The sequence below is a fragment of the Pseudodesulfovibrio profundus genome (assembly GCF_900217235.1).
Taxonomy (GTDB): Bacteria; Desulfobacterota; Desulfovibrionia; order Desulfovibrionales; family Desulfovibrionaceae; genus Pseudodesulfovibrio; species Pseudodesulfovibrio profundus.
The window spans coordinates 1,193,656-1,213,325 of the sequence record NZ_LT907975.1 but is presented as its reverse complement, the minus strand read 5'-3'; the positions used below and the strand labels follow the sequence as shown (position 1 = coordinate 1,213,325).

18 protein-coding genes and 1 riboswitch are annotated in these 19,670 nt (G+C 53.6%); of the genes, 17 read left to right on the top strand and 1 reads right to left on the bottom strand.

All coding sequences use genetic code 11. The annotated features are described in order from the left end of the window. Positions 1–5: 5 nt before the first annotated feature. The 15 genes from ybeY (at position 6) to DPRO_RS05800 (ending at position 17,738) form a co-directional block, all read left to right on the top strand. On the top strand, positions 6–509 hold the full coding sequence (gene ybeY / locus DPRO_RS05870; protein WP_097011213.1) for an rRNA maturation RNase YbeY: 504 nt from the start codon (positions 6–8) through the stop codon (positions 507–509). Then, positions 499–2,064: an AlbA family DNA-binding domain-containing protein gene (locus tag DPRO_RS05865; RefSeq protein WP_157917377.1), complete on the top strand. Its 1,566-nt coding sequence runs from the start codon at positions 499–501 to the stop codon at positions 2,062–2,064. Before ybeY ends, DPRO_RS05865 begins: the two co-directional genes overlap by 11 nt. A 140-nt stretch (positions 2,065–2,204) precedes the next feature. Beyond that, entirely contained in the window at positions 2,205–3,107 is a 903-nt protein-coding gene (argF, locus tag DPRO_RS05860; protein WP_097011211.1) for an ornithine carbamoyltransferase, read from the top strand. A gap of 22 nt (positions 3,108–3,129) precedes the next feature. Then, positions 3,130–4,362 carry an argininosuccinate synthase gene (locus tag DPRO_RS05855; protein WP_097011210.1) on the top strand — a complete coding sequence of 411 codons (1,233 nt, stop codon included), beginning with the start codon at positions 3,130–3,132 and terminating at the stop codon, positions 4,360–4,362. A gap of 3 nt (positions 4,363–4,365) precedes the next feature. Next, positions 4,366–5,754: an argininosuccinate lyase gene (gene argH, locus DPRO_RS05850; RefSeq protein WP_097011209.1), complete on the top strand. Its 1,389-nt coding sequence runs from the start codon at positions 4,366–4,368 to the stop codon at positions 5,752–5,754. A gap of 179 nt (positions 5,755–5,933) precedes the next feature. Next, positions 5,934–7,937, top strand: a complete 2,004-nt coding sequence (gene ftsH / locus DPRO_RS05845) for an ATP-dependent zinc metalloprotease FtsH (protein ID WP_097011208.1) — start codon at positions 5,934–5,936, stop codon at positions 7,935–7,937. Between the two features lie 27 nt (positions 7,938–7,964). Continuing rightward, positions 7,965–8,804 carry a dihydropteroate synthase gene (folP, locus tag DPRO_RS05840; protein WP_097011207.1) on the top strand — a complete coding sequence of 280 codons (840 nt, stop codon included), beginning with the start codon at positions 7,965–7,967 and terminating at the stop codon, positions 8,802–8,804. Positions 8,805–8,812: 8 nt separating this feature from the next. Next, the gene (gene cdaA, locus DPRO_RS05835) at positions 8,813–9,562 is read left to right on the top strand and encodes a diadenylate cyclase CdaA (RefSeq protein ID WP_097011206.1); all 750 of its coding nucleotides are present in this window, start codon (positions 8,813–8,815) and stop codon (positions 9,560–9,562) included. Position 9,563: 1 nt separating this feature from the next. Continuing rightward, positions 9,564–10,466 (top strand): CdaR family protein, encoded by a 903-nt coding sequence (locus DPRO_RS05830; protein WP_097011205.1) that lies wholly within the window; start codon positions 9,564–9,566, stop codon positions 10,464–10,466. A 32-nt stretch (positions 10,467–10,498) separates the two neighbouring features. Then, positions 10,499–11,851 (top strand): phosphoglucosamine mutase, encoded by a 1,353-nt coding sequence (gene glmM, locus DPRO_RS05825; protein WP_097011204.1) that lies wholly within the window; start codon positions 10,499–10,501, stop codon positions 11,849–11,851. A gap of 18 nt (positions 11,852–11,869) precedes the next feature. After that, a complete protein-coding gene (gene galU, locus DPRO_RS05820) occupies positions 11,870–12,742 on the top strand; it encodes a UTP--glucose-1-phosphate uridylyltransferase GalU (protein WP_097011203.1) in 873 nt (290 codons plus the stop codon). 29 nt (positions 12,743–12,771) lie between these two features. Beyond that, positions 12,772–13,515, top strand: coding sequence for a hypothetical protein (locus DPRO_RS05815; RefSeq protein ID WP_232005716.1), 744 nt, complete (start codon positions 12,772–12,774; stop codon positions 13,513–13,515). A 6-nt stretch (positions 13,516–13,521) separates the two neighbouring features. Next, positions 13,522–15,885 carry a replication restart helicase PriA gene (gene priA, locus DPRO_RS05810; protein ID WP_097011202.1) on the top strand — a complete coding sequence of 788 codons (2,364 nt, stop codon included), beginning with the start codon at positions 13,522–13,524 and terminating at the stop codon, positions 15,883–15,885. A 69-nt stretch (positions 15,886–15,954) separates the two neighbouring features. Continuing rightward, positions 15,955–16,464, top strand: a complete 510-nt coding sequence (locus DPRO_RS05805; RefSeq protein WP_097011201.1) for an OmpH family outer membrane protein — start codon at positions 15,955–15,957, stop codon at positions 16,462–16,464. An 11-nt stretch (positions 16,465–16,475) separates the two neighbouring features. Further along, positions 16,476–17,738 carry an SH3 domain-containing protein gene (locus tag DPRO_RS05800; protein ID WP_097011200.1) on the top strand — a complete coding sequence of 421 codons (1,263 nt, stop codon included), beginning with the start codon at positions 16,476–16,478 and terminating at the stop codon, positions 17,736–17,738. A 110-nt stretch (positions 17,739–17,848) separates the two neighbouring features. On the opposite strand, the gene DPRO_RS05795 is transcribed toward DPRO_RS05800, so the two are convergent. Next, positions 17,849–18,289 carry a hypothetical protein gene (locus DPRO_RS05795; RefSeq protein WP_097011199.1) on the bottom strand — a complete coding sequence of 147 codons (441 nt, stop codon included), beginning with the start codon at positions 18,287–18,289 and terminating at the stop codon, positions 17,849–17,851. Positions 18,290–18,512: 223 nt separating this feature from the next. Then, a riboswitch (TPP riboswitch) is annotated at positions 18,513–18,616 on the top strand. Between the two features lie 66 nt (positions 18,617–18,682). Here DPRO_RS05795 and thiS point away from each other — a divergent pair. Beyond that, positions 18,683–18,883: a sulfur carrier protein ThiS gene (gene thiS / locus DPRO_RS05790; protein WP_097011198.1), complete on the top strand. Its 201-nt coding sequence runs from the start codon at positions 18,683–18,685 to the stop codon at positions 18,881–18,883. Between the two features lie 9 nt (positions 18,884–18,892). Further along, positions 18,893–19,669 (top strand): thiazole synthase, encoded by a 777-nt coding sequence (locus DPRO_RS05785; RefSeq protein ID WP_097011197.1) that lies wholly within the window; start codon positions 18,893–18,895, stop codon positions 19,667–19,669. Position 19,670 lies beyond the last annotated feature (1 nt).

Here is a 19,670-nt window from a genome sequence, read left to right as displayed (position 1 = left end):
TCCGCATGGAAAGCCGTATCTCCGTATTGCGTGAAACACCGCTGAACCCGAACTTCCCGCTTTCCCGGCAGGAGTTCAGGGAAGTGCTGGAGGTCATACTTGAGGCCCTTGGGCTTGAAGATCATGAGCTTGAGATTCGGCTGGTTGACGATGCGGAGATTGCCCGATTGAACAAGGAGTTCATGGGGTGCACAGGCCCGACCAACGTGTTGAGCTTCCCTGCTGCGGACGATGATGACGAGATGGTGATTGTCTCCGATGATGAAGAATCCATGCAGCTGGGATCACTGGCTCTTTCCGTGGATGCTTTGGGTCGGGAAACAGACCTGTACGGCCAGGAGCCGGTCCTGCACCTTTCGCGGTTGCTGGCACACGGCATTCTCCATTTGGCAGGCCATGATCATGGTGACCTGATGTACGATTTGACTGACGCCGCCGTTGCGGCAGTGGAAGATGTCTATTGCCCGGCTTTAGCGGATGACGAAGAAGGTGGTAACCATGAGGCGTAAGGCGCTCAGGGGTGCTCGTTTATACGACATATTGTTTTTCGGCGTGATTTTCATTGTTCTGGCTGTGGGCGCTTTGGCGTTCTGGGGCGTGCGGGAAATCCGTCAGGACGCGGCTGTTGTAGCCGTGGAAAATTCGGCCAAGGGAATGGCCGGAGCCGTGACCGTTCTGGTCAATGCGATCACCACCTCCAATCAGGAGATGGAAGAAAAGACGCTGACCAGCCTGGAGCCGGATCGGTTGCGTGATATTCTGGCAAACAGGCTGAAAAACAACTCCAATCTTTTGTCGATCATGCTCTCTGATGCCAACGGGTTACGGTATATGTTGACCCGCAAGCCCGACGGTATGCTGGAAGGTGTGCCCTCGTCGGATGTTCCCGATAAGCTCCAGTGGGTCTTCATCGATGGCGATGGAGAGGTTCACGACAAGGGCCTCGATGCCACATTCGACCGACGGGCGGCTGACAAAGCCCTGACCGATGAGTTTCACCACCTTCAACCGGGCCAGATCAACTGGCGCAGCGCCTATCGTTTCCATGAGTTGGGAGAATCCCGGATAACTGCTTCAACATTGATTGATAAGGGTGGGGAGCAGTATATGCTCTCGTACGTTCTTCCAGTAAACGCACTGCTCAACCATCTGGAGGGAGCTGACCCCGGAGGGGCCGAGAAAGTCTTTTTGTATTGGGATTCCGGCAAGGTGCTCCCGGTGGGGGGCGAAGTGGCCAGCCTCAATGGGCAGGACCCTTCCCGAGCACAATCTGCCGGACAGGTTGTTGATCCCGTGGTGGCCGAAACGTTGGAACGCCTTGATGATTTGCGGGAAAAACTTGGGGATCCATTCCCGTTTAAAGTCGGAGAGGAAGTCTGGTGGGCGTATGTCCATCCGTTGTCTATCTTTGGCGATACCATGGCTCTTGGCGTAGCAGTTCCCAAGCGCAATATCGATTCGAGCCTGACCAGCGATACGTTTCTGCAAGTGGCAGGAGGGGTGTTGGTCCTGTGTGCCTTTGTTGCCTTGTACTTCATTCACCGCAATCGCGCCCGTATCATTGCCATGGGAAGTCGCCAGAAGGCGCCTGTCAATGAGTTGGAAGTGCTACAGCTTATTGCCGTGGGAGAAGGGCGGGAACTTGAGTTCAAGCAGACCCTTCGTTTCAATCTCAAGTCGGGAAAGAACGGCAAGGAAATCGAGCACGCGTGCATGAAATCCGTAGCAGGGTTCATGAATTCAGGTGGAGGCACACTGCTGGTCGGTGTGAATGATGAAGGTGATATCACCGGTTTTGAAGAAGATAACTTCAAGAGCGAAGACAAAGCGCTTCTTCATTTCAATAATCTGGTAAATCAGTATATTGGGACAGAATTTTCGCGATTTCTGGATACCGTGATCATTGAGGTGAACCAGAAGAAGATCCTGCGTGCGTACTGCCTGCCTGCCAACACCCCGGCTATCCTCAAGAATGGCAACAGCGAGGAAGTATATGTGCGCAGTGGGCCGGCCAGTCGGCAGCTTTCGTTCAGCCAGTTTTACGAGTGGCTGCAGGAGCGTTGATTTCGCAGTGGCGCGAACCCTGTGGTACGAGGTGTTCTCAGCTTGGGCATCGTCGTAAAAATCTTTACTTTCATATGATATTGGGACAAACTTCTCCTCTTTCGTAAGATATTGGCACTCGAAAAATGGAGAAACGCACGATGCTCAAACATTTTCTGACCATTCTGGACATCCCTAGGGATGAGGCTCGGCAGGTTCTCCTGCGCGCCAAGGAGATGAAGGACAACAATGTCCGCACTGATCTCCTGGACGGCAAGGTCCTGCTCATGATTTTCGACAAGGCTTCCACACGTACCCGTGTATCCTTTGAAGTTGGCGTGCGCCAGCTCGGTGGCGAACCGGTATTCATCGCCTCCAAGGATTCCCAGCTCGGCCGAAGCGAACCCCTCAAGGATGCTGCGCGCGTGCTAACGCGATATGCAGATGGTCTCATCGTGCGAACTTTCGGCCAGGACAAGCTCGAAACCCTGGTCGAATACGGTAATATCCCGGTGGTCAACGCGCTGACCGATGAATACCACCCCTGTCAGATCATGGCCGACGTACTGACCATGTACGAGCGGACTCCCAACCTCGAAGAGATCAAGGTCGCCTGGGTTGGTGATGGGAACAACATGGCCCATTCGTTCATCAACGGTGCTGCCACTTTCGGCTACGAGCTCGCTCTGGCGTGCCCCGAAGGGTATAAGCCCGACAATGCCATCCTCGAAAACGCCCGTTCCCTCGGCGCCAAGATCACGCTGACGGAAGATCCGGCCGAGGCCGTTGCCGGTGCTCACTATGTTCACACGGACGTGTGGGCATCCATGGGACAGGAGGAAGAGCAGAAGAAGCGTGAGGCCGCATTTGCCGGTTTCATGGTGGATGACGCGCTGATGGGCAAAGCTGCCCCTGATGCCAAATTCATGCACTGCCTCCCCGCACATCGTGGGGAAGAAGTTTCAGAATCCGTGTTTGAAGGTCCGGCTTCCATTGTCTGGGATCAGGCCGAGAACCGTCTGCACATGCAAAAAACCATTCTCGAATGGATATATAAAGATTAATTGAGAATTGAGGAATAGAGAGATGAGTAAGATAGATAAAGTCGTTCTCGCCTACTCCGGCGGGCTGGATACCTCCATTATTCTGAAGTGGCTCAAGAACCACTATGATTGTGAAGTCGTCTGCATGACCGCTGACCTTGGTCAGGGTGAAGAAATGGACGGCATTGAAGACAAGGCCCTCGCGACCGGCGCGGTCAAGGCGTATGTCGAAGACATGCGTGAGGAATTTGTTCGCGATTACGTTTTTCCGATGTTTCGTGCCAATGCCCTGTACGAGGGCCGTTACCTGCTCGGCACCGCAATCGCCCGTCCGCTGATCTCCAAGCGCATGGTTGAAATTGCGGAAATGGAAGGGGCGCAGGCTGTTTCCCACGGCGCAACCGGCAAGGGAAATGATCAGGTCCGTTTTGAGCTGGCCACCATGGCTCTCAATCCGAAGCTCAAGACCATTGCTCCCTGGCGTGAGTGGGAACTCAAGTCCCGCACCGATCTCATCAATTTTGCCAAGGATAACGGCATCCCCATTCCGGTTTCCCGCAAGAAGCCGTGGTCCATCGATGCCAACCTGCTGCACACCTCGTTCGAGGGCGGTGAGCTGGAAGATCCGTGGAACTCGCCGGGACCGGACTGCTACCGCAACATCACTCCGCCGGAAATGTGCCCGGACGAGGCTGAGGAAATCACCATCGATTTCGAAGCCGGTGATCCCATTGCCGTCAACTCCGTCAAGTATTCTCCGGCAGCACTGCTCGCCAAGCTGAATGAACTGGGCGGCAAGCACGGCATCGGCCGTGTCGACATGGTCGAGAACCGCTTTGTCGGCATGAAGTCCCGCGGCGTGTACGAAACTCCCGGCGGCACCATCCTGGCCCAGGCCCATCGCGACCTTGAAGGCGTCTGTATGGACCGCGAGATGATGCACCTGCGTGATTCCCTGATTCCCCGCTATGCCAAAATGGTGTACAATGGATACTGGTTCTCGCCGGAGCGCGAAGCTCTTCAGGCACTTATTGACAAATCTCAGGAGAAGGTCACCGGTACCGTCCGCGTGAAGCTCTACAAGGGCAACTGCACGCCGCTGGGCCGTAAGTCACCTTTCTCCATGTACAATCCGGAACTTGCCACGTTCGAAGAGGACTACATTTACGATCAGGCTGATGCCGAAGGGTTCATCAAGCTGGTCGGCCTGCGTCTTAAGGGGCGCATGCAGCAGTCCAAGTGGGGTGGCAAGGATACCGAAGACAGCTGCGAGTAATCAATGGCTGAAAAAAAAATGTGGGGCGGGCGGTTCTCTGAGGGAACCGCCGCGTCCATGGAAGCATATTCCGAGTCCGTGTCTTATGATTGGCAGCTTTATGCCGAGGACATCCGTGGTTCGCAGGCTCATGCCCGCGTACTGGCCAAACAGGGTTTCCTGACCGAAGAAGAAGCTCAGCGCATCTGCGACGGGTTGGATACGGTCAAAGCCGAAATAGAGGGCGGTGATTTCCGTTGGAAGACGGAGATGGAAGATGTTCACATGAACGTTGAGTCTCGTCTGACCGAGATCATCGGTCCCCTGGGTGGCAAGCTGCATACAGCGCGTAGCCGCAATGATCAGGTGGCCCTGGATTTCCGCCTGCACGTCGCAGCCCGTCTGGCAGCATGGCAGGAGTACCTTGCCACGCTCATCGATGTTTTCGTGGCCCGTGCCGAAGAGCACAAAGAGACTCTGTTGCCCGGTTGCACGCACTTTCAACCGGCCCAGCCCGTCAGTCTTGCCCATCATCTGCTGGCATACTGCCAGATGTTCAAGCGTGATTTCGAGCGCGTGACCGACTGCCTCAAACGTGTGCGCGTCATGCCCCTTGGAGCGGCTGCTCTGGCTGGAACCACGCACCCCGTCAATCCGCAGGCTGTAGCCGAGGACCTCGGGATCGAAGCCATTTTCGCAAACTCCATGGATGCGGTGTCCGACCGGGATTTTGCCCTTGAATCCGTTTTCGCGGGTAGCCTCATTATGACCCATCTCTCTCGTATGTGCGAAGAGATCATTATCTGGGCCAATCCCAATTTCGGGTACGTCAAGCTGCCGGATCAGTATGCTACCGGCTCTTCGATCATGCCGCAGAAAAAGAATCCCGACGCCTGTGAACTGATGCGCGGCAAAACCGGTCGTGTGGTCGGCTCGCTCATGAGCCTGCTTGTGGTCCTCAAGGGACTGCCGATGACCTACAACAGGGATTTGCAGGAAGATAAAGAGCCGTTTTTCGATGCGGACAAGACTGTTTCGGCATCCGTAAGTATCATGGCCGACATGATGCGTCAGATGGTATTCGTACCGGAAAAGATGCTTGGTACTGTCGAGCGTGGCTTCCTGAATGCCACGGAACTGGCCGATTACCTTGCTGCCAAGGGTGTACCTTTCAGGGAAGCGCACCACATAACGGGTGCGGCTGTCGCCTATGCCGAGGACAAGTCTGTCGGTCTCGAAGACCTGACCCTCGATGAATTGCGACAGTTCTCCGACAATATTGAAGAAGATGTTTTTTCTGTTCTGGACTACAGAGCCTGTGTGGAGCGTCGGACGTCGTCCGGTGGCACGGGACCCGAATCTGTCAAGCAGCAGATCAGTGACCTCAAGGCCTGGCTTGCTTCAGTGAAATAGAACTGTCCAAGCTGGAAAAGAATGAAATACAGGTTTTTTTCCTCGTATCTCTTGATTTTTCGTGCAAGGGCATTAATCTACAAACTCAACAAATCGATAAACAGCGGCCGTCAATATGTTGAGCGGCCCATTCAAGTTGGGCAGTGAATTGACCCTTCATGCGCCCGGAGGAAAGTCATTTGAATAACCATATGAAAAACCTGGTTATCTGGGCAGTCATCTTTATTTTGATGGTTGTCCTGTTCAATCTTTTCAACCAACCTCCCGTACCCAAGGACAATCCGTCCTACAGCCAGTTCCTGGCCATGGTTGACAGCGGCGGTGTCGCCGAAGTCAAAATCCAGGGACAGCGCATCAGCGGTACCAAGAGTTCTGGCGAAAAGTTCCAGGTGTTTGCACCGAATGATCCCAAACTGATTGATACGCTCATTCAAAAGGGTGTGGAAGTGAAGGCGGAGCCGCCGGATGAGTCCCCCTGGTACATGACGTTACTTCTCTCCTGGTTCCCCATGTTGCTCCTCATCGGCGTCTGGATTTTCTTCATGCGCCAGATGCAGGGAGGCGGCAGCGGTGGGCGTGGAGCCATGAGCTTTGGGCGTTCCAAGGCACGGCTTATCAATGAGGAGACCGCCAAAGTCACCTTTGAAGATGTGGCCGGTGTGGACGAAGCCAAGGAAGAACTTTCCGAGGTCGTCGACTTCCTGCGCGAACCCCGCAAGTTCACCCGTTTGGGTGGCCGCATCCCCAAGGGTGTGCTGCTCGTCGGTGGTCCCGGTACCGGTAAGACCCTGCTGGCCCGTGCCGTTGCAGGTGAAGCTGGTGTGCCATTTTACACCATCTCGGGCTCCGACTTTGTTGAAATGTTTGTTGGTGTGGGTGCTTCTCGTGTTCGTGACCTGTTCGCTCAGGGCAAGAAGAACGCTCCCTGCCTGATCTTTATTGACGAAATCGATGCCGTCGGCCGTCAGCGTGGTGCTGGCCTTGGCGGCGGTCATGATGAGCGCGAACAGACCTTGAACCAGTTGCTGGTCGAGATGGATGGCTTCGAGTCCAACGAAGGTGTTATCCTTGTTGCGGCGACAAACCGTCCCGATGTTCTTGATCCGGCTCTGCTGCGTCCCGGTCGATTTGACCGTCAGGTCGTCGTGCCTGCTCCTGATCTTCGTGGCCGTGAGCGTATCCTGAAGGTTCACAGTCGCAGAACGCCGCTGGCGTCCGAGGTTGATCTGGAAACCATTGCTCGCGGTACTCCCGGTTTTTCCGGTGCTGACCTGGAAAACCTCGTCAACGAAGCGGCTCTTCAGGCTGCCAAGATGGGCAAGGATCAGGTCTCCATGGAAGACTTCGAGGAAGCCAAGGACAAGCTGATGATGGGTGGACGTGAGCGTCGCTCGTTGATCCTTTCCGAGGATGAAAAGCGCACCACTGCCTACCACGAAGCCGGTCACGCACTGGTTGCCAAGCTGCTCAAGGGAACCGACCCTGTGCACAAGGTATCCATTATCCCTCGCGGACGGGCTCTTGGTGTGACCATGCAGCTTCCGGGTGAGGATCGTCACAACTACTCCAAGGAATTCCTTGTCAACAACATGGCTGTTCTCATGGGTGGTCGTGCTGCTGAAGAAATCGTCCTTGATCAAATGACGACCGGTGCTTCCAACGATATCGAACGTGCCACCAAGACCGCTCATTCCATGGTCTGCATGTGGGGTATGTCCGAAAAGCTGGGCCCCCTGAGCTTCGGCGATAATCAGGGAGAGGTCTTCCTTGGCAAGGAACTGATTCATAATAAGAATTATGGCGAAGAAACCGCCAAGATGATCGATAGCGAAGTCCGTCGATTCGTTGAAGAGGCCTATGACAAGGCTGTTCAACTGCTCAAGGACAACCGTGAGGCATTGGAAGCCATATCCATGGCCCTGCTTGATCGCGAAACCATTACTGGTGCGGATATCGATCTGCTGATGGATGGCAAGGAATTGCCTCCCATGGACAAGACTGGCGGGAATGGATCAAACTCCGGTTCTGGTGGCACTGCGCCTTCCGGTTACACTGCCGAAGGCAAGACAGCCTCTGGGCCTGGTTACAAGCCAGTATCTGAATCCAATGATGATGACGAGTTCATCATCGAGGAAGAAGAGAAGCCTGGTTCCGATGAAGGCAATGATCCCAAGGTACAGTAGTCTCTTGGTATTCAGAATAGAACCACAATGAAAAGCATAACGTGGACTTTAAAGGGGGGTACGGTTCTCGGACCGGCCCCCTTTTTTATAGCCGGAATCGTCAACGTGACGCCGGATTCCTTCTATGATGGTGGCAAGCACGAGAAGCCGGAATCGGGATTTGAACATGGCCTTGCGCTCTCGCGCCAGGGAGCGCACATCCTCGATATCGGAGGAGAGTCGACCCGCCCCTATGCCGAGAAGGTTTCCGTGGATCAGGAGATGGAGCGTGTCGTCCCTGTGATTCGTGCGCTCATGGCGCACGGTGTCCCCAGTGTCATCTCCGTTGATACGTACAAGGCCCCTGTCGCTGCTGCAGCAATGGATGCCGGAGCTGTTATTCTCAACGATGTTTCCGCTTTCGAATTTGATTCGGACATGCTGGACGTGATCGGGCAATACAAGCCGGGGTATGTTCTGATGCACAACAAGGGGCGTCCTGAAACCATGCAGGATGCACCAGAGTATGCAGACGTCATTGACGAGATGCTGGCATTCTTCGAGTCCAAACTGGAAGCGTTGGACAAGGTTGGATTGCCCAAGGAACATATTGTTCTTGACCCGGGGATCGGATTCGGGAAAACCCTTGATCACAATTTGACCATCCTCAGGGAAATTAAACGATTCGAGACTTTTGGACTGCCATTGTACATGGGGTTGTCCAATAAATCGATTTGGCAGGGGCTGTTGGGGCTTGAGGTAGGAGAACGACAGAATGCCACACAGGCGGCTACCGCGATACTGGCGGCCAAGGGTGTACCCATTCATCGCGTGCATGAAGTAAAAACTACCTGCCAAACATTGACCATTGTTCAGGAAATAGCATAGTCTAAAATATGTTTGAACTTTTCGGGATACAGATCACCTGGCGGGTCGTGCTTGATATCGGCCTCGTCGCATTCTTGTATTACAATATAATTTTACTGGTCAGAGGGACTCGGGCAGCCGCTGTTCTGTACGGAATGGTTGTTGTTCTGGTGATCTATTACATCTCGGATTTATTCAATCTTTATACACTCAACGCTCTTCTTGGCGAATTCCTGGCATCCATTTTTCTTGTCGTCATCATCTTGTTCAAGAACGATATCCGCATGGCCCTTGCCAGTGTGGGGACGAAGCGATTCTGGGCCAAATCAGTGGTCCGTGACGACACGCTTGATCAGTTGACCCAGGCTGTCATGAACATGTCGTACAGCCGTACCGGTGCGATCATCGTCATCGAAAAAAATATGCCCCTTGGCGATATTGTTGAACGTGGCATCGAGTTGGACGCCAAGGTCATAGAGCAGTTGATCGAGACAATTTTTGTCACTGACACGCCGCTCCATGATGGGGCGATCATCATTCGTCGAAACCGTATCGTCGCAGCAGCGTGCATACTTCCGCTTTCCAGCAAGTTGCGCGGGCAACCCAAGTACGGCACACGCCACCGGGCAGCCCTTGGGATCAGCGAAGGATCGGACGCCATTACAGTGGTTGTTTCCGAAGAGCGTGGCGAAGTGTCTGTGGCCATGAATGGCCGGTTGACAACCAGCCTGGATGAAACGCGGTTGCGCCGCGTGTTGAAGAATGCTCTGGGGCGCTGATATGTTCAAAAACTGGTCAACAATGGTACTGGCGATCGCCCTGGCGATATTCACCTGGTTTCTCGTCACTGGGCGGGAAGTTGTTGAAGCATGGCTCGAAATGCCGGTTGTCATGACCAATCCGCCAGAGGGAATGATCATTGAAGATGGCCTAGTGGACAAGATTCAGGTTCGTCTTCGTGGCCCCAAAGGGTTGGTTGATTCCTTGTCTTCCCAGCATCTCACATACTCCTTGGATGTCAGCAAACTCAAGATCGGCCAACAGGTCCTTGATATTGACGTTGATAGCCTTCCGCTGACAGCTTCCTATGAAATTATTGAGGTCAAGCCCAACCGTCTTAAGCTCATGGTCGACCGACGGGTGGCGAAGAAAATCCCACTCGAAGCTGCGTGGGCGGGAACATTGCCTCCTGACTACAAGTTGCTGGAGGTGTTGGCGTCACCGCCAATTGTAGAGTTGAAAGGGCCTGAAACCAAACTGCGAAAAATCAATAAAGCCCGCGTTGTGCTTGAAGAGAGCTTTGAAGAAGATGTCCCGGCAAGCTGGGCGGCCGATGTCGGCATAGATTTGGATGAAGACATTACCGCTTCCCCTGCACAGGTTCATGTTGAAGCCTTTTTCGGACCCAAAACTCGTGATATATGGGTTAAGCTGCCGCTCAAGGTCTCCGCTCCCAAAGGCGTTGATGCGTCCGTTGAGCAGAGTTTTGTGAGACTGCACATCGAAGGGCCGGTTTTCCTTTTCAGAAATAATGAATTTCGGAAAAGTATGGAGGCGATGCTCACGGTGGGTCCCAATGTCAAACCCGGTACATTTGAACTGGATTACGGCGTTGTGTTGCCCGAAGGGTGTCGTTTATTGAAGAAAAATCCTGAGATGGTTAGAACCATCATCAAAAAATAATTATTTGATTTCATCCCATTGTGGAGGGTGCAATGACACAACGACTGTTCGGTACCGACGGCTTGCGGGGGCAGGGAAATATCTACCCCATGACCCCGGAAATCGCCTTGAAGCTTGGTCTTGCCGCAGGGCAGTATTTCCGTAATGGAAGTAAAAAACACCGCGTGGTTATCGGTAAGGATACCCGTTTGTCCGGGTATGTTTTCGAGACCGCGCTGACCTCCGGGCTTTGCGCAAACGGTATGGACGTCTTTCTTGTGGGCCCCATGCCCACCCCTGCCATTTCATTTCTGACCCAATCCATGCGGGCTGATTTGGGCGTGGTTATTTCCGCTTCGCACAATCCGTTCATGGATAATGGTATCAAGTTCTTTGATCGAAACGGCTTCAAACTGCCCGATGCTGTCGAGGACGAAATCAGCGAACTCGTACTGGCTCAAGACCCACAGTGGGACTATCCGGCCCATGAATCCATCGGTCGCGCACATCGTATCGAGGATGCCCGTGGGCGATATATCGTCTACCTCAAGAACAGTTTTTCCAAGGATCTTACCCTGGATGGGGTCAAGATCGTGCTGGATTGTGCCAACGGAGCCGCATACGGTTGCGCTCCCTACGTTTTTGAAGAGTTGGGAGCTGAAGTCATCAAAGTGGGCATGAATCCCAACGGCTTGAATATCAATGAGAAATGCGGTTCGCTGTACCCGGAAGTCATTTCCAATATTGTTGTCGAGGAAGGTGCCGACATCGGTATCGCCCTGGATGGCGACGCCGACCGTTTGATCGTTTGTGACGAGAAAGGAAAGGTGCTCGACGGCGACCAGATCATGGCACTCTCCGCCCTGGAGCTGATGGAAAAGAATGCGCTGCCCAAGAACATGCTTGTGGCCACCGTCATGTCGAACATGGCGCTGGAAATTTTCATGAAAGAGCAGGGCGGGCAACTGCTGCGTACGGCTGTTGGCGATCGATATGTTGTAGAAGCCATGCGCCAGCATGGAGCCACCCTCGGCGGTGAACAGTCCGGTCATCTTATTTTCATGGACCACTCCACAACGGGTGATGGTCTGCTCGCGGCTTTGCAGTTGTTGCGTATCATGCGCGAAAAGGAGCGTCCGCTTTCCGAGTTGGCCGGTCTTTTGGAGCCGTTCCCGCAGGTGCTCAAGAATGTTCACGTCAAACGCAAAATCCCGTTTGAAGATGCGCCTGCCGTTCAGGATGCAGTGAGAAAAGTCGAGGAAGCCATGGCCGGAAAAGGGCGTGTTCTGCTTCGATACTCTGGTACTGAAGCCGTTTGTCGTGTTATGGTCGAAGGACCTGATCTCGATAAGGTTGAAATGTATACCAATGATATTGTTGAAGTGTGTGAAGAATATTTGAAATAAAAAGCGAAGGATAGGTTCATGCAAGTCAAGAAAGCTGTCATTCCCGTTGCCGGATGGGGTACTCGATCTTTACCGGCCACCAAGAACGTTCCCAAGGAAATGCTTCCCATCTTCCGCAAGCCCATTGTTCAGTACATTGTGGAAGAAGGCATCAAGGCCGGTTTGACTGATGTGGTGTTCGTCACCAACCAGAACAAGACTATCATCGAAGATCACTTCGACCGAAATTTCCTGCTTGAACAGCTTCTGGATAGAGCGGGCAAGGAGCAGATGCTCGAAGAAGTCCGCCGCGTAGCGGACATGGTCAATGTCATCGCTGTTCGTCAGAAAGAGCAGCTCGGACTCGGACATGCCGTGCTTACTGCCCGTGAAGTGTGTAAGAACGATCCGTTCGCCGTTATGCTTGGTGATGATCTGATGTTCGGCATTGATACGGGTATCGGCGCGTTGATCAAGGCTGCCGAAGAATCCGGCAAGGCCGTTGTCGGCGTTATTGAAGTCCCGGAAGAGAAGGTCTCGAAATACGGTGTGATCAAGGGCGAAGAGCTGGAAAACGGCACCTTCCGCGTTACCGATCTGGTGGAAAAGCCTGCGGTGGAAGATGCTCCTTCAAACCTCGCTATCATTGGTCGATATGTTCTGTTGCCGGAAATATTTGATATCCTTGATGGACAGAAGGCTGGTGTCGGCGGCGAAATTCAGTTGACTGACGCGCTCCAGGGCCTTGCCGATCAGGATAAGCTGATCGCGGTCAAGCTTGGTGGTCAGCGTTTCGATGCCGGTGATTGGGTCGAGTACCTGACAGCCAACATCTACTTTGCCCTTCAGGATGAAGAGTTGCGTGACGAATTGGTCAAGCGACTGCAAGAACTTCTGTCCTGTTCCGATTAATGGCTCATACGCGGTACGATAATACGAACATGGTTATGCGATCCTTCAGCGCTGTAGCGCTCTGTCTGGTCATTTGCTTAATGGCCCTTCCCGCTCTGGCTTTTTCTCCCGATGAGGAAACACTGGCGGAAGTTGTACGTCACAATTACGGCCCCTTTTCCTCCTGGGAAGTCGAGCTGACCTATCCTGAGTATCCCGACGTTTCCACGAGGCTGTGGTATGCCCGTGGGAAATGGAGGCAGGAATGGCGATATGGCGAGCAGGCCAAGGGTCTCGGTGTGGGCGGTTCCGTGGTTGCATCGTGTGCAACAGAAGGTTTCCCGCTGTCACCCATGTTGCTTTGGATGGTCCCGAATCCCGTTGAGGCGTGGCGGTCATGGGGCGTTGATATGGAAACGCGCAACTTTGGTTTCTGTAATGGGCAGCCCTGCTTGATGCTTGGAGCTGAACCTGGCGATGAAACCTCCCCGGCAGTCCGGTTAAACAATGAGTCCATGGCGCCGATACTTATTCGGTATACGGTCGACGAAACCTTGTACTCCGTCCATTTTGATGAATATAAGACCTTTGCCGGATATGAAGTGCCGCAATCCGTATCTGTGACCATTGGTGGTGATCAGGTGCTGCAGATGCAGGTGAAATGGATCGCAGCGAACAAGGCAGATGATCCTTCTCTTTATGCAATGGATGCTTTTGATGCGACGCCGTGTCTCTCCCCACCGCTGCCTTTTGTCCTGTTGCGGGATCATTTCCATTACCCGACAGCCCCGTAATCGCTTATGGCCGATCTTTGGCAGGTAACGCTCGTAAGTCCTCCGTATCAATCGTGGACCTACGAGCGACCTTCATTTTTCCCGGAGTTAAAACCCGGGCAGCGGGTCATCATTCCCTTTGGCAAGTCCCATCGAATGGGAGTTGTTACCGGCCGCGCCGAACAGGTGCCGGAAGGGGTGGAGATCAAATCCCTTATCTGGCCCCTTGAGGTTGAGCCGCTTCTGAATGCCGACTTTATCGAGATGGCAGACAGTCTTGCTGCACGCCAGATGACCAGCGTCGGCCGAATCCTCGAAGCCATTCTGCCCCGTGGACTGCGGACGGCAGCCGTGACTTTCCGTATCGACAAACATGTCGCCCGCCAGAAACTCCCCGGATCAATCCGACCATCCAAGCTCACAAAATGTTCACCGGATGAACTGACCGAACTCATGGAGTTGTGGCTGGCAGGGCGGATGCGTGTTCGCATCAATGCACAGCGTGAGGCCGAAGAGCGCTTCGTGTCATTGGTTTCTGATCCGCCGTGGGCCGTGCGTCCCAATGCAAAGCGACAGATACGCATTCTGGAATATCTCTTGGATAACGGGCCCCAATCCCTCTATTCCCTGCGACATGTGCTTGGTGACTGGGCACCGGATACTGCCGCCAAGATGGAAGGGCGTGATCTGGTCACGGTTGGCGAACTCACAGCCGATGCGCTGGACGAAGTTGATGGTACTGCTGCGTGCGGTGAAACTGAGCCTCTGCAGTATGAGCTTACCGAGGAACAGCAGAATGCCATGGATGACATGCGTGCTTCTCTTGCCAAAGGTGGCGGCGCGCATTTGGTGCATGGGGTGACAGGAAGCGGCAAGACCGTTCTGTATCTGGAGATGGCGCGATACTGCCTTGAGCAGGGGCGATCAGTCATCCTGCTGGCACCGGAAGTCGCACTGGCCTGTAAGCTTTATCGTAATGTCAAAGAGCATTTTTCGAATCTTAAGCCCGTGCTGTACCATGGCTATCAGTCCCCCAAGAAACGGGAAGCCATATTCACTGATCTGGTTCGTAACGCAGAGCCGAGGTTAGTGGTCGGAACCCGTTCAGCGCTGTTTTTGCCAGTGCATGATTTGGGAATGGTCGTCATGGATGAGGAGCATGACGAGTCCTTCAAGCAGGAGGAACGGCTGGCGTATCAGGCCAAAGAGGTCGGTTGGTATCGCGTGGAGCGGACCGGTGGCCTGTTGGTGCTCGGCTCGGCTACACCTGACATTAAAACTTTTCACGCCGCACAAAATGGGGCGATTCCTGTTTCAACGCTTAAGAAGCGGGTGGGAAAGAGCGTTCTGCCTGAAGTTGAACTTGTCGACATCGCGGACTTGTCCAACTCGAAACAGGTGTTTTCGCCAACGACCATCGATGCCTTGAAGGAGACCGTCAAGGAAGGGCGGCAGGCCATTGTCATGCTTAACCGCCGAGGGTACGCGCCCTTGATGTACTGCCTTGATTGCAGTGAGACCGTGCGATGCCCAGAGTGTGAAGTCGGCATGACGTATCACAAGGGCCGCGAGCGTGTGGTCTGCCACTATTGCGGGTTGTCCTATTCGTACCCGTTGCTGTGCTCCAAGTGTGGCGGCGGTAACTTCATTCCCATGGGCGAAGGTACGGAGCGGTTGGAAGAACATCTGGAAGAAATCCTTCCCGAAGGCACCAACGTGTTGCGACTAGACCGCGACGCCACCCGACGACAGGAGCGCATGGAAGAGATTCTTGGTGCGTTCAGCCGTGGCGAGGCGCAGGTGCTGGTCGGTACGCAAATGATCTCCAAGGGACACCATTTCCCCAAGGTCACGTTGGTTGTGGTTGCCGATGGCGACCTCGGGCTCAATCTTCCCGACTATCGATCTTCCGAGCGTACCTTTCAGTTGCTCGTCCAGGTGGCAGGTCGTGCCGGAAGAGGAGACATGCCGGGAAAAGTCCTTATCCAGACCCGCAATCCGCAGCATCCTTTATGGAATGAAGTGCTGAATAGCGACTATGAAGCGTTTTTCCAGCGGGAGATAGGGCGACGAAAGATGTTTGGCTATCCGCCATTTTCCAAACTGGCTCTGGTTCGCATCAGCTACCCTGCCGATTTCAAGCAGGGGGGGGCAGCCATTTCCCTGTTTGCCAAAACCCTCAAGCAGTACTCGCAGCCATTGGGCGTCAGTGTGCTGGGACCGGCACCCGCGCCGCTCTCCATGCTTCGCGGGCGGTTGCGCTTCAACTGTCTGTTCAAGGGGGCTGATTGGAAGAATCTGCGGATGCTGTTCGGACATATGGCACAGGCCAACCCAGACCCTTCGAAAGTTCGCATTTCCCTTGATCTCGACCCGCTGACAACGCTGTAGCTTTCTCGACAAGCGCGTGTTTTGCGTCTAGAGTACACAGCTATATTTCACCTAAAGAGAGTTATCTATATGAAAAAGATACATATTTCATTGGTATTTGCGATCTCGTGCCTGTTGTTCGCGGGTTCTGCTGCCGCCCAAACCTCCAAAGTCGGCTTCATCAATCCGCAACGAATTGTCAGTGAGTCCAAAGTAGGACGTGTTGCACAGGAAGATCTTGCCCGGCTGGGAGAGGAAAAGGACCGGCGTGTTCGAGAACAGCTCGCTGTGGTGCAGGCCCTCCAGGAACAGCTCGATAGCGGGCAGTTGCCCCTTGCCGAACAGCAGAGTGTAGAAAAGACGCTCCGCGTTGAAGTTCGCGAATACGAGGATCTGGTTCAGAACTCCAATTTGGATATTCAAGGGGAAGAACGGCGTCTGATCCAGTTTGTCATGCGCCAGGCCGACTCCATCCTGCAGCGCATTGCGCAGGAAGGGGGCTTCACCATGATCCTTACCGACCCTGAAATCATCGGCTTTGTTGTCGATTCCATGGATATTACGGATCGAGTCATCCGAGAACTCGATGCGTTGAACTAGGCGGTGTTCACATGAAAAGACTCGAACTGATTATACTTTCGTCTGTCTGTCTCATCCTGCTGGCTGCAAGTTCAGCCATGGCTTTTGGTGAAATCCGCTATCCGGATCGCCCTCTCAATCTTCGCGCCGGTCGTACGGCAAGTGATGCGTGGGTCGGTAGTCTCTATCCGGGCCAGAAGGTCCGTGTCGGATTTCTTCAGGATGGCTGGTACGCCATCTTTGAACCGGGAGAGACCAAGAACACCGAAGCCGCTGCCGTGGGATACTCCAACGCCAAGTTCCTCAAGAAGCAGCGAGAGCGTCATGAACCCAAAAAATGGGGTGAGCTCGTTCAGGCGACACAGAATCTGAATATCCGTTCCAAGCCTTCTCGCGGTGGTGCCAAGATCGGTATGCTGAGTGCCGGTGAGAAGTTGGTCATGGATTTTGTCAGTGATGAATGGGCCATGATCTTTTCCACTGATGCCACCATCCGCTCCAAGCTCAACCGTCGCGGATATGCCAACGTACAGTTCCTTGTCCCAACAGGATCAGTGCCGGTTCAGGCTGCCGCTCCAAAGGCCAAGGTTGCCCCTGCACCGGCTTCCACAACACAGCCCAAGCTCGGGACCACTGCCTGGGGCAAGGTCATTACGGTTCCCGGCAAGATCAATCTTCGCCAAAAGCGTACCTCGGGTTCAAAATTGGTCAGGACTCTGCAACCGGGTGAGACCGTGCGTGTGGATTTCCTGGAAAACGGTTGGTACGCAGTGTTTCAGGAGAATGAACCCCTTCGCAGAGAAAAACGTGCCATGGGGTATGCCCTGAAAACCTTGCTTGACAAGAAGTCTGCTCAAAATGTGAATTCCATTCGCGAGGTTGCGACTTCTGGCACAGGTGACGTCGCAGTGAAAGAGGGACCGCGTACAATCGTCATACCCAAGAAACATGCAAAGCCTGCATCGCGCCCGGACCCCCGAGCCGATAAAATTGCCCACGGCTATCAGTACAAGCTGCTTGAAACTGCCGAGACAAAAAAGTTCGGTGAGTCGTGGATAAGCCTTAAAGTCTTTCTCTCCACCAGCAAGCTTCCCTCCAGGGAAGCGTTGGAGGATTTCGCGACCACATTGTGGGAAGAGCATCGCCGAGCCAACAGAAATCTGGCTGTGCTGATCTATCTTCCGGGTATGAATACGGAAGACCTCGCCTATGGCGTAGTGCAGTTCTCGGATGAAGGCTTGCTGGAGACCTGGGTACGGCGGGTGACGCTGTTCGGAACCCCGTTTCAGCATTAATCAACGGACAAATCGATGGAGTGATGTTTCGCTATTGTCGAGACTTTCCCTGTTTGACAGTAGGGATCTGAATAAAATGAAAAACGCGGCTTTGGGCCGCGTTTTTTTGTCTATCCCATTTCTCGCTCAAGGAAGAGCGGGATGGTCTTTTTGAGCGTTGATCGAACGTTGCTCTTGGGCTTGCGCATGGGGTCCGCCTCCTGAGTTCTCAGGTAGAGTCCATGACAACTCTGGCATTCCCAGTGATTGTCGTGTTCCTGCAGGTGGACGAGCAAGCCATCTCTGTCATAGCAAACCTGGCAGAATGGCCCCTTCTGCTCCCCAGCGTCCATAAGCCAGTACTTCTGGCCATCAAATTGTACCTTCTCCGCCAGATCCAGTACGTCGGCCACTTCGGAAAGCTGATTTTTGAGTGCTTCATTTTCCTCGCAGACCGCCAGGAATTCATCCTGAAGGCTTTTGAGCAGGGCCTCGGCTTCTTCTACCTTTCCTTCCTGGCAAAGAATGATCGCACGTTTGAAACCGGTTGCTTGGTACATTGATGAAAACATGAAGCTTCCCCCGTTTATTTTCAGTTGCTACCTCACTATCGGTTCATATTGCAGATAACTTTAGGATTTACTGAATGTTGCATGTTAAAAAAGATATCACATCAATGGTTTTATCAGTAAAAAGTCCATTTTTTTAGTCGGTTATTGTTTAGAAAAAATATGTCGTTATTTGTCCTGTTTTCCGTTTCCACGACTTTACACGCACTTCGGATTAACATAGGGTCATCTCAGCTAGGGGTGCCCGAACGGGCTGAGATGGCAATGGCTGCCTGACCCTTTGAACCTGATGCGGGTAATCCTGCCGGAGGGAAGCTGCATAATACTGTGTATGTATTTTTTGCGCTTACCTGTCTGGTGAGCGTTTTTTTTTGCCTGTGCACCGAGGAGATACTGATGAAAATCGTATTGAATGGAAAGGAAACAGAGATCGGGGACGGCTTGACCGTTGCCGCATTCCTGAAATCCAGAGAGATCGCTGCAGAGAGTGTCGTGGTCGAGTTGAACAGGGAGATCGTTCCTTCCGAATCATTCGACAAGGTTACGTTGAATGACGGCGATCATCTCGAAGTGCTCAGATTCGTGGGCGGAGGATAAGGGGGACCAATGAGTGAAGATATTTTTGAAATTGGCGGCTTGAAACTTGAGAGTCGACTGTTCACCGGTACGGGAAAATATGCAGATGATGCAGTCATTCCCGGTGTGTGTGAAGCGTCGGGATCACAAGTGATAACCGTTGCCCTGCGGCGTGTTGATTTCCAGTCCTATACAGGCAATGTCATGGACTGTATTCCCAAGCACATGCAATTGCTGCCCAATACCTCGGGCGCACGAACTGCTGATGAAGCCGTCCGTATCGCCCGTCTTGCACGTGCCATGGGCTGCGGTGACTGGATCAAGATCGAAGTCATTTCGGACAACAAGTACCTGCTGCCCGATGGGTATGAGACAGCCAAGGCCACGGAGATACTGGCCGAAGAAGGGTTTGTCGTGCTGCCATACGTCAATGCCGATCTGTACGTGGCCCGCTCGCTGGTCGATGCCGGTGCTGCCGCGGTCATGCCGCTTGGCGCACCCATCGGTACCAATCGCGGCCTCAAGACCAAGGAGATGGTTCGTATTCTCATTGACGAGATCGACCTGCCGATCATCGTGGATGCCGGAATCGGTCGTCCATCCGAAGCGTGCGAGGCCATGGAGATGGGCGCGGACGCCGTGCTGGTCAATACGGCCATCGCCACAGCCAGCGATCCCGTGATGATGGCCCGGGCTTTTGGGCGAGCCGTCAAAGCTGGTCGTGAAGCATATCTTTCCGGGCCAGGAGCGCGGCATCGCCAGGCGTCGGCTTCTTCTCCATTAACCGGCTTTTTGAGCGAGGGATAAC

Coding starts and splice junctions, on each gene's coding strand:
- ybeY (WP_097011213.1), top strand. CDS start 6: ATGGAAAGCCGTATCTCCGTATTGCGTGAAACACCGCTGAACCCGAAC.
- DPRO_RS05865 (WP_157917377.1), top strand. CDS start 499: ATGAGGCGTAAGGCGCTCAGGGGTGCTCGTTTATACGACATATTGTTT.
- argF (WP_097011211.1), top strand. CDS start 2,205: ATGCTCAAACATTTTCTGACCATTCTGGACATCCCTAGGGATGAGGCT.
- DPRO_RS05855 (WP_097011210.1), top strand. CDS start 3,130: ATGAGTAAGATAGATAAAGTCGTTCTCGCCTACTCCGGCGGGCTGGAT.
- argH (WP_097011209.1), top strand. CDS start 4,366: ATGGCTGAAAAAAAAATGTGGGGCGGGCGGTTCTCTGAGGGAACCGCC.
- folP (WP_097011207.1), top strand. CDS start 7,965: ATGAAAAGCATAACGTGGACTTTAAAGGGGGGTACGGTTCTCGGACCG.
- cdaA (WP_097011206.1), top strand. CDS start 8,813: ATGTTTGAACTTTTCGGGATACAGATCACCTGGCGGGTCGTGCTTGAT.
- DPRO_RS05830 (WP_097011205.1), top strand. CDS start 9,564: ATGTTCAAAAACTGGTCAACAATGGTACTGGCGATCGCCCTGGCGATA.
- glmM (WP_097011204.1), top strand. CDS start 10,499: ATGACACAACGACTGTTCGGTACCGACGGCTTGCGGGGGCAGGGAAAT.
- galU (WP_097011203.1), top strand. CDS start 11,870: ATGCAAGTCAAGAAAGCTGTCATTCCCGTTGCCGGATGGGGTACTCGA.
- DPRO_RS05815 (WP_232005716.1), top strand. CDS start 12,772: ATGGTTATGCGATCCTTCAGCGCTGTAGCGCTCTGTCTGGTCATTTGC.
- priA (WP_097011202.1), top strand. CDS start 13,522: ATGGCCGATCTTTGGCAGGTAACGCTCGTAAGTCCTCCGTATCAATCG.
- DPRO_RS05805 (WP_097011201.1), top strand. CDS start 15,955: ATGAAAAAGATACATATTTCATTGGTATTTGCGATCTCGTGCCTGTTG.
- DPRO_RS05800 (WP_097011200.1), top strand. CDS start 16,476: ATGAAAAGACTCGAACTGATTATACTTTCGTCTGTCTGTCTCATCCTG.
- DPRO_RS05795 (WP_097011199.1), bottom strand. CDS start 18,289: ATGTTTTCATCAATGTACCAAGCAACCGGTTTCAAACGTGCGATCATT.
- thiS (WP_097011198.1), top strand. CDS start 18,683: ATGAAAATCGTATTGAATGGAAAGGAAACAGAGATCGGGGACGGCTTG.
- DPRO_RS05785 (WP_097011197.1), top strand. CDS start 18,893: ATGAGTGAAGATATTTTTGAAATTGGCGGCTTGAAACTTGAGAGTCGA.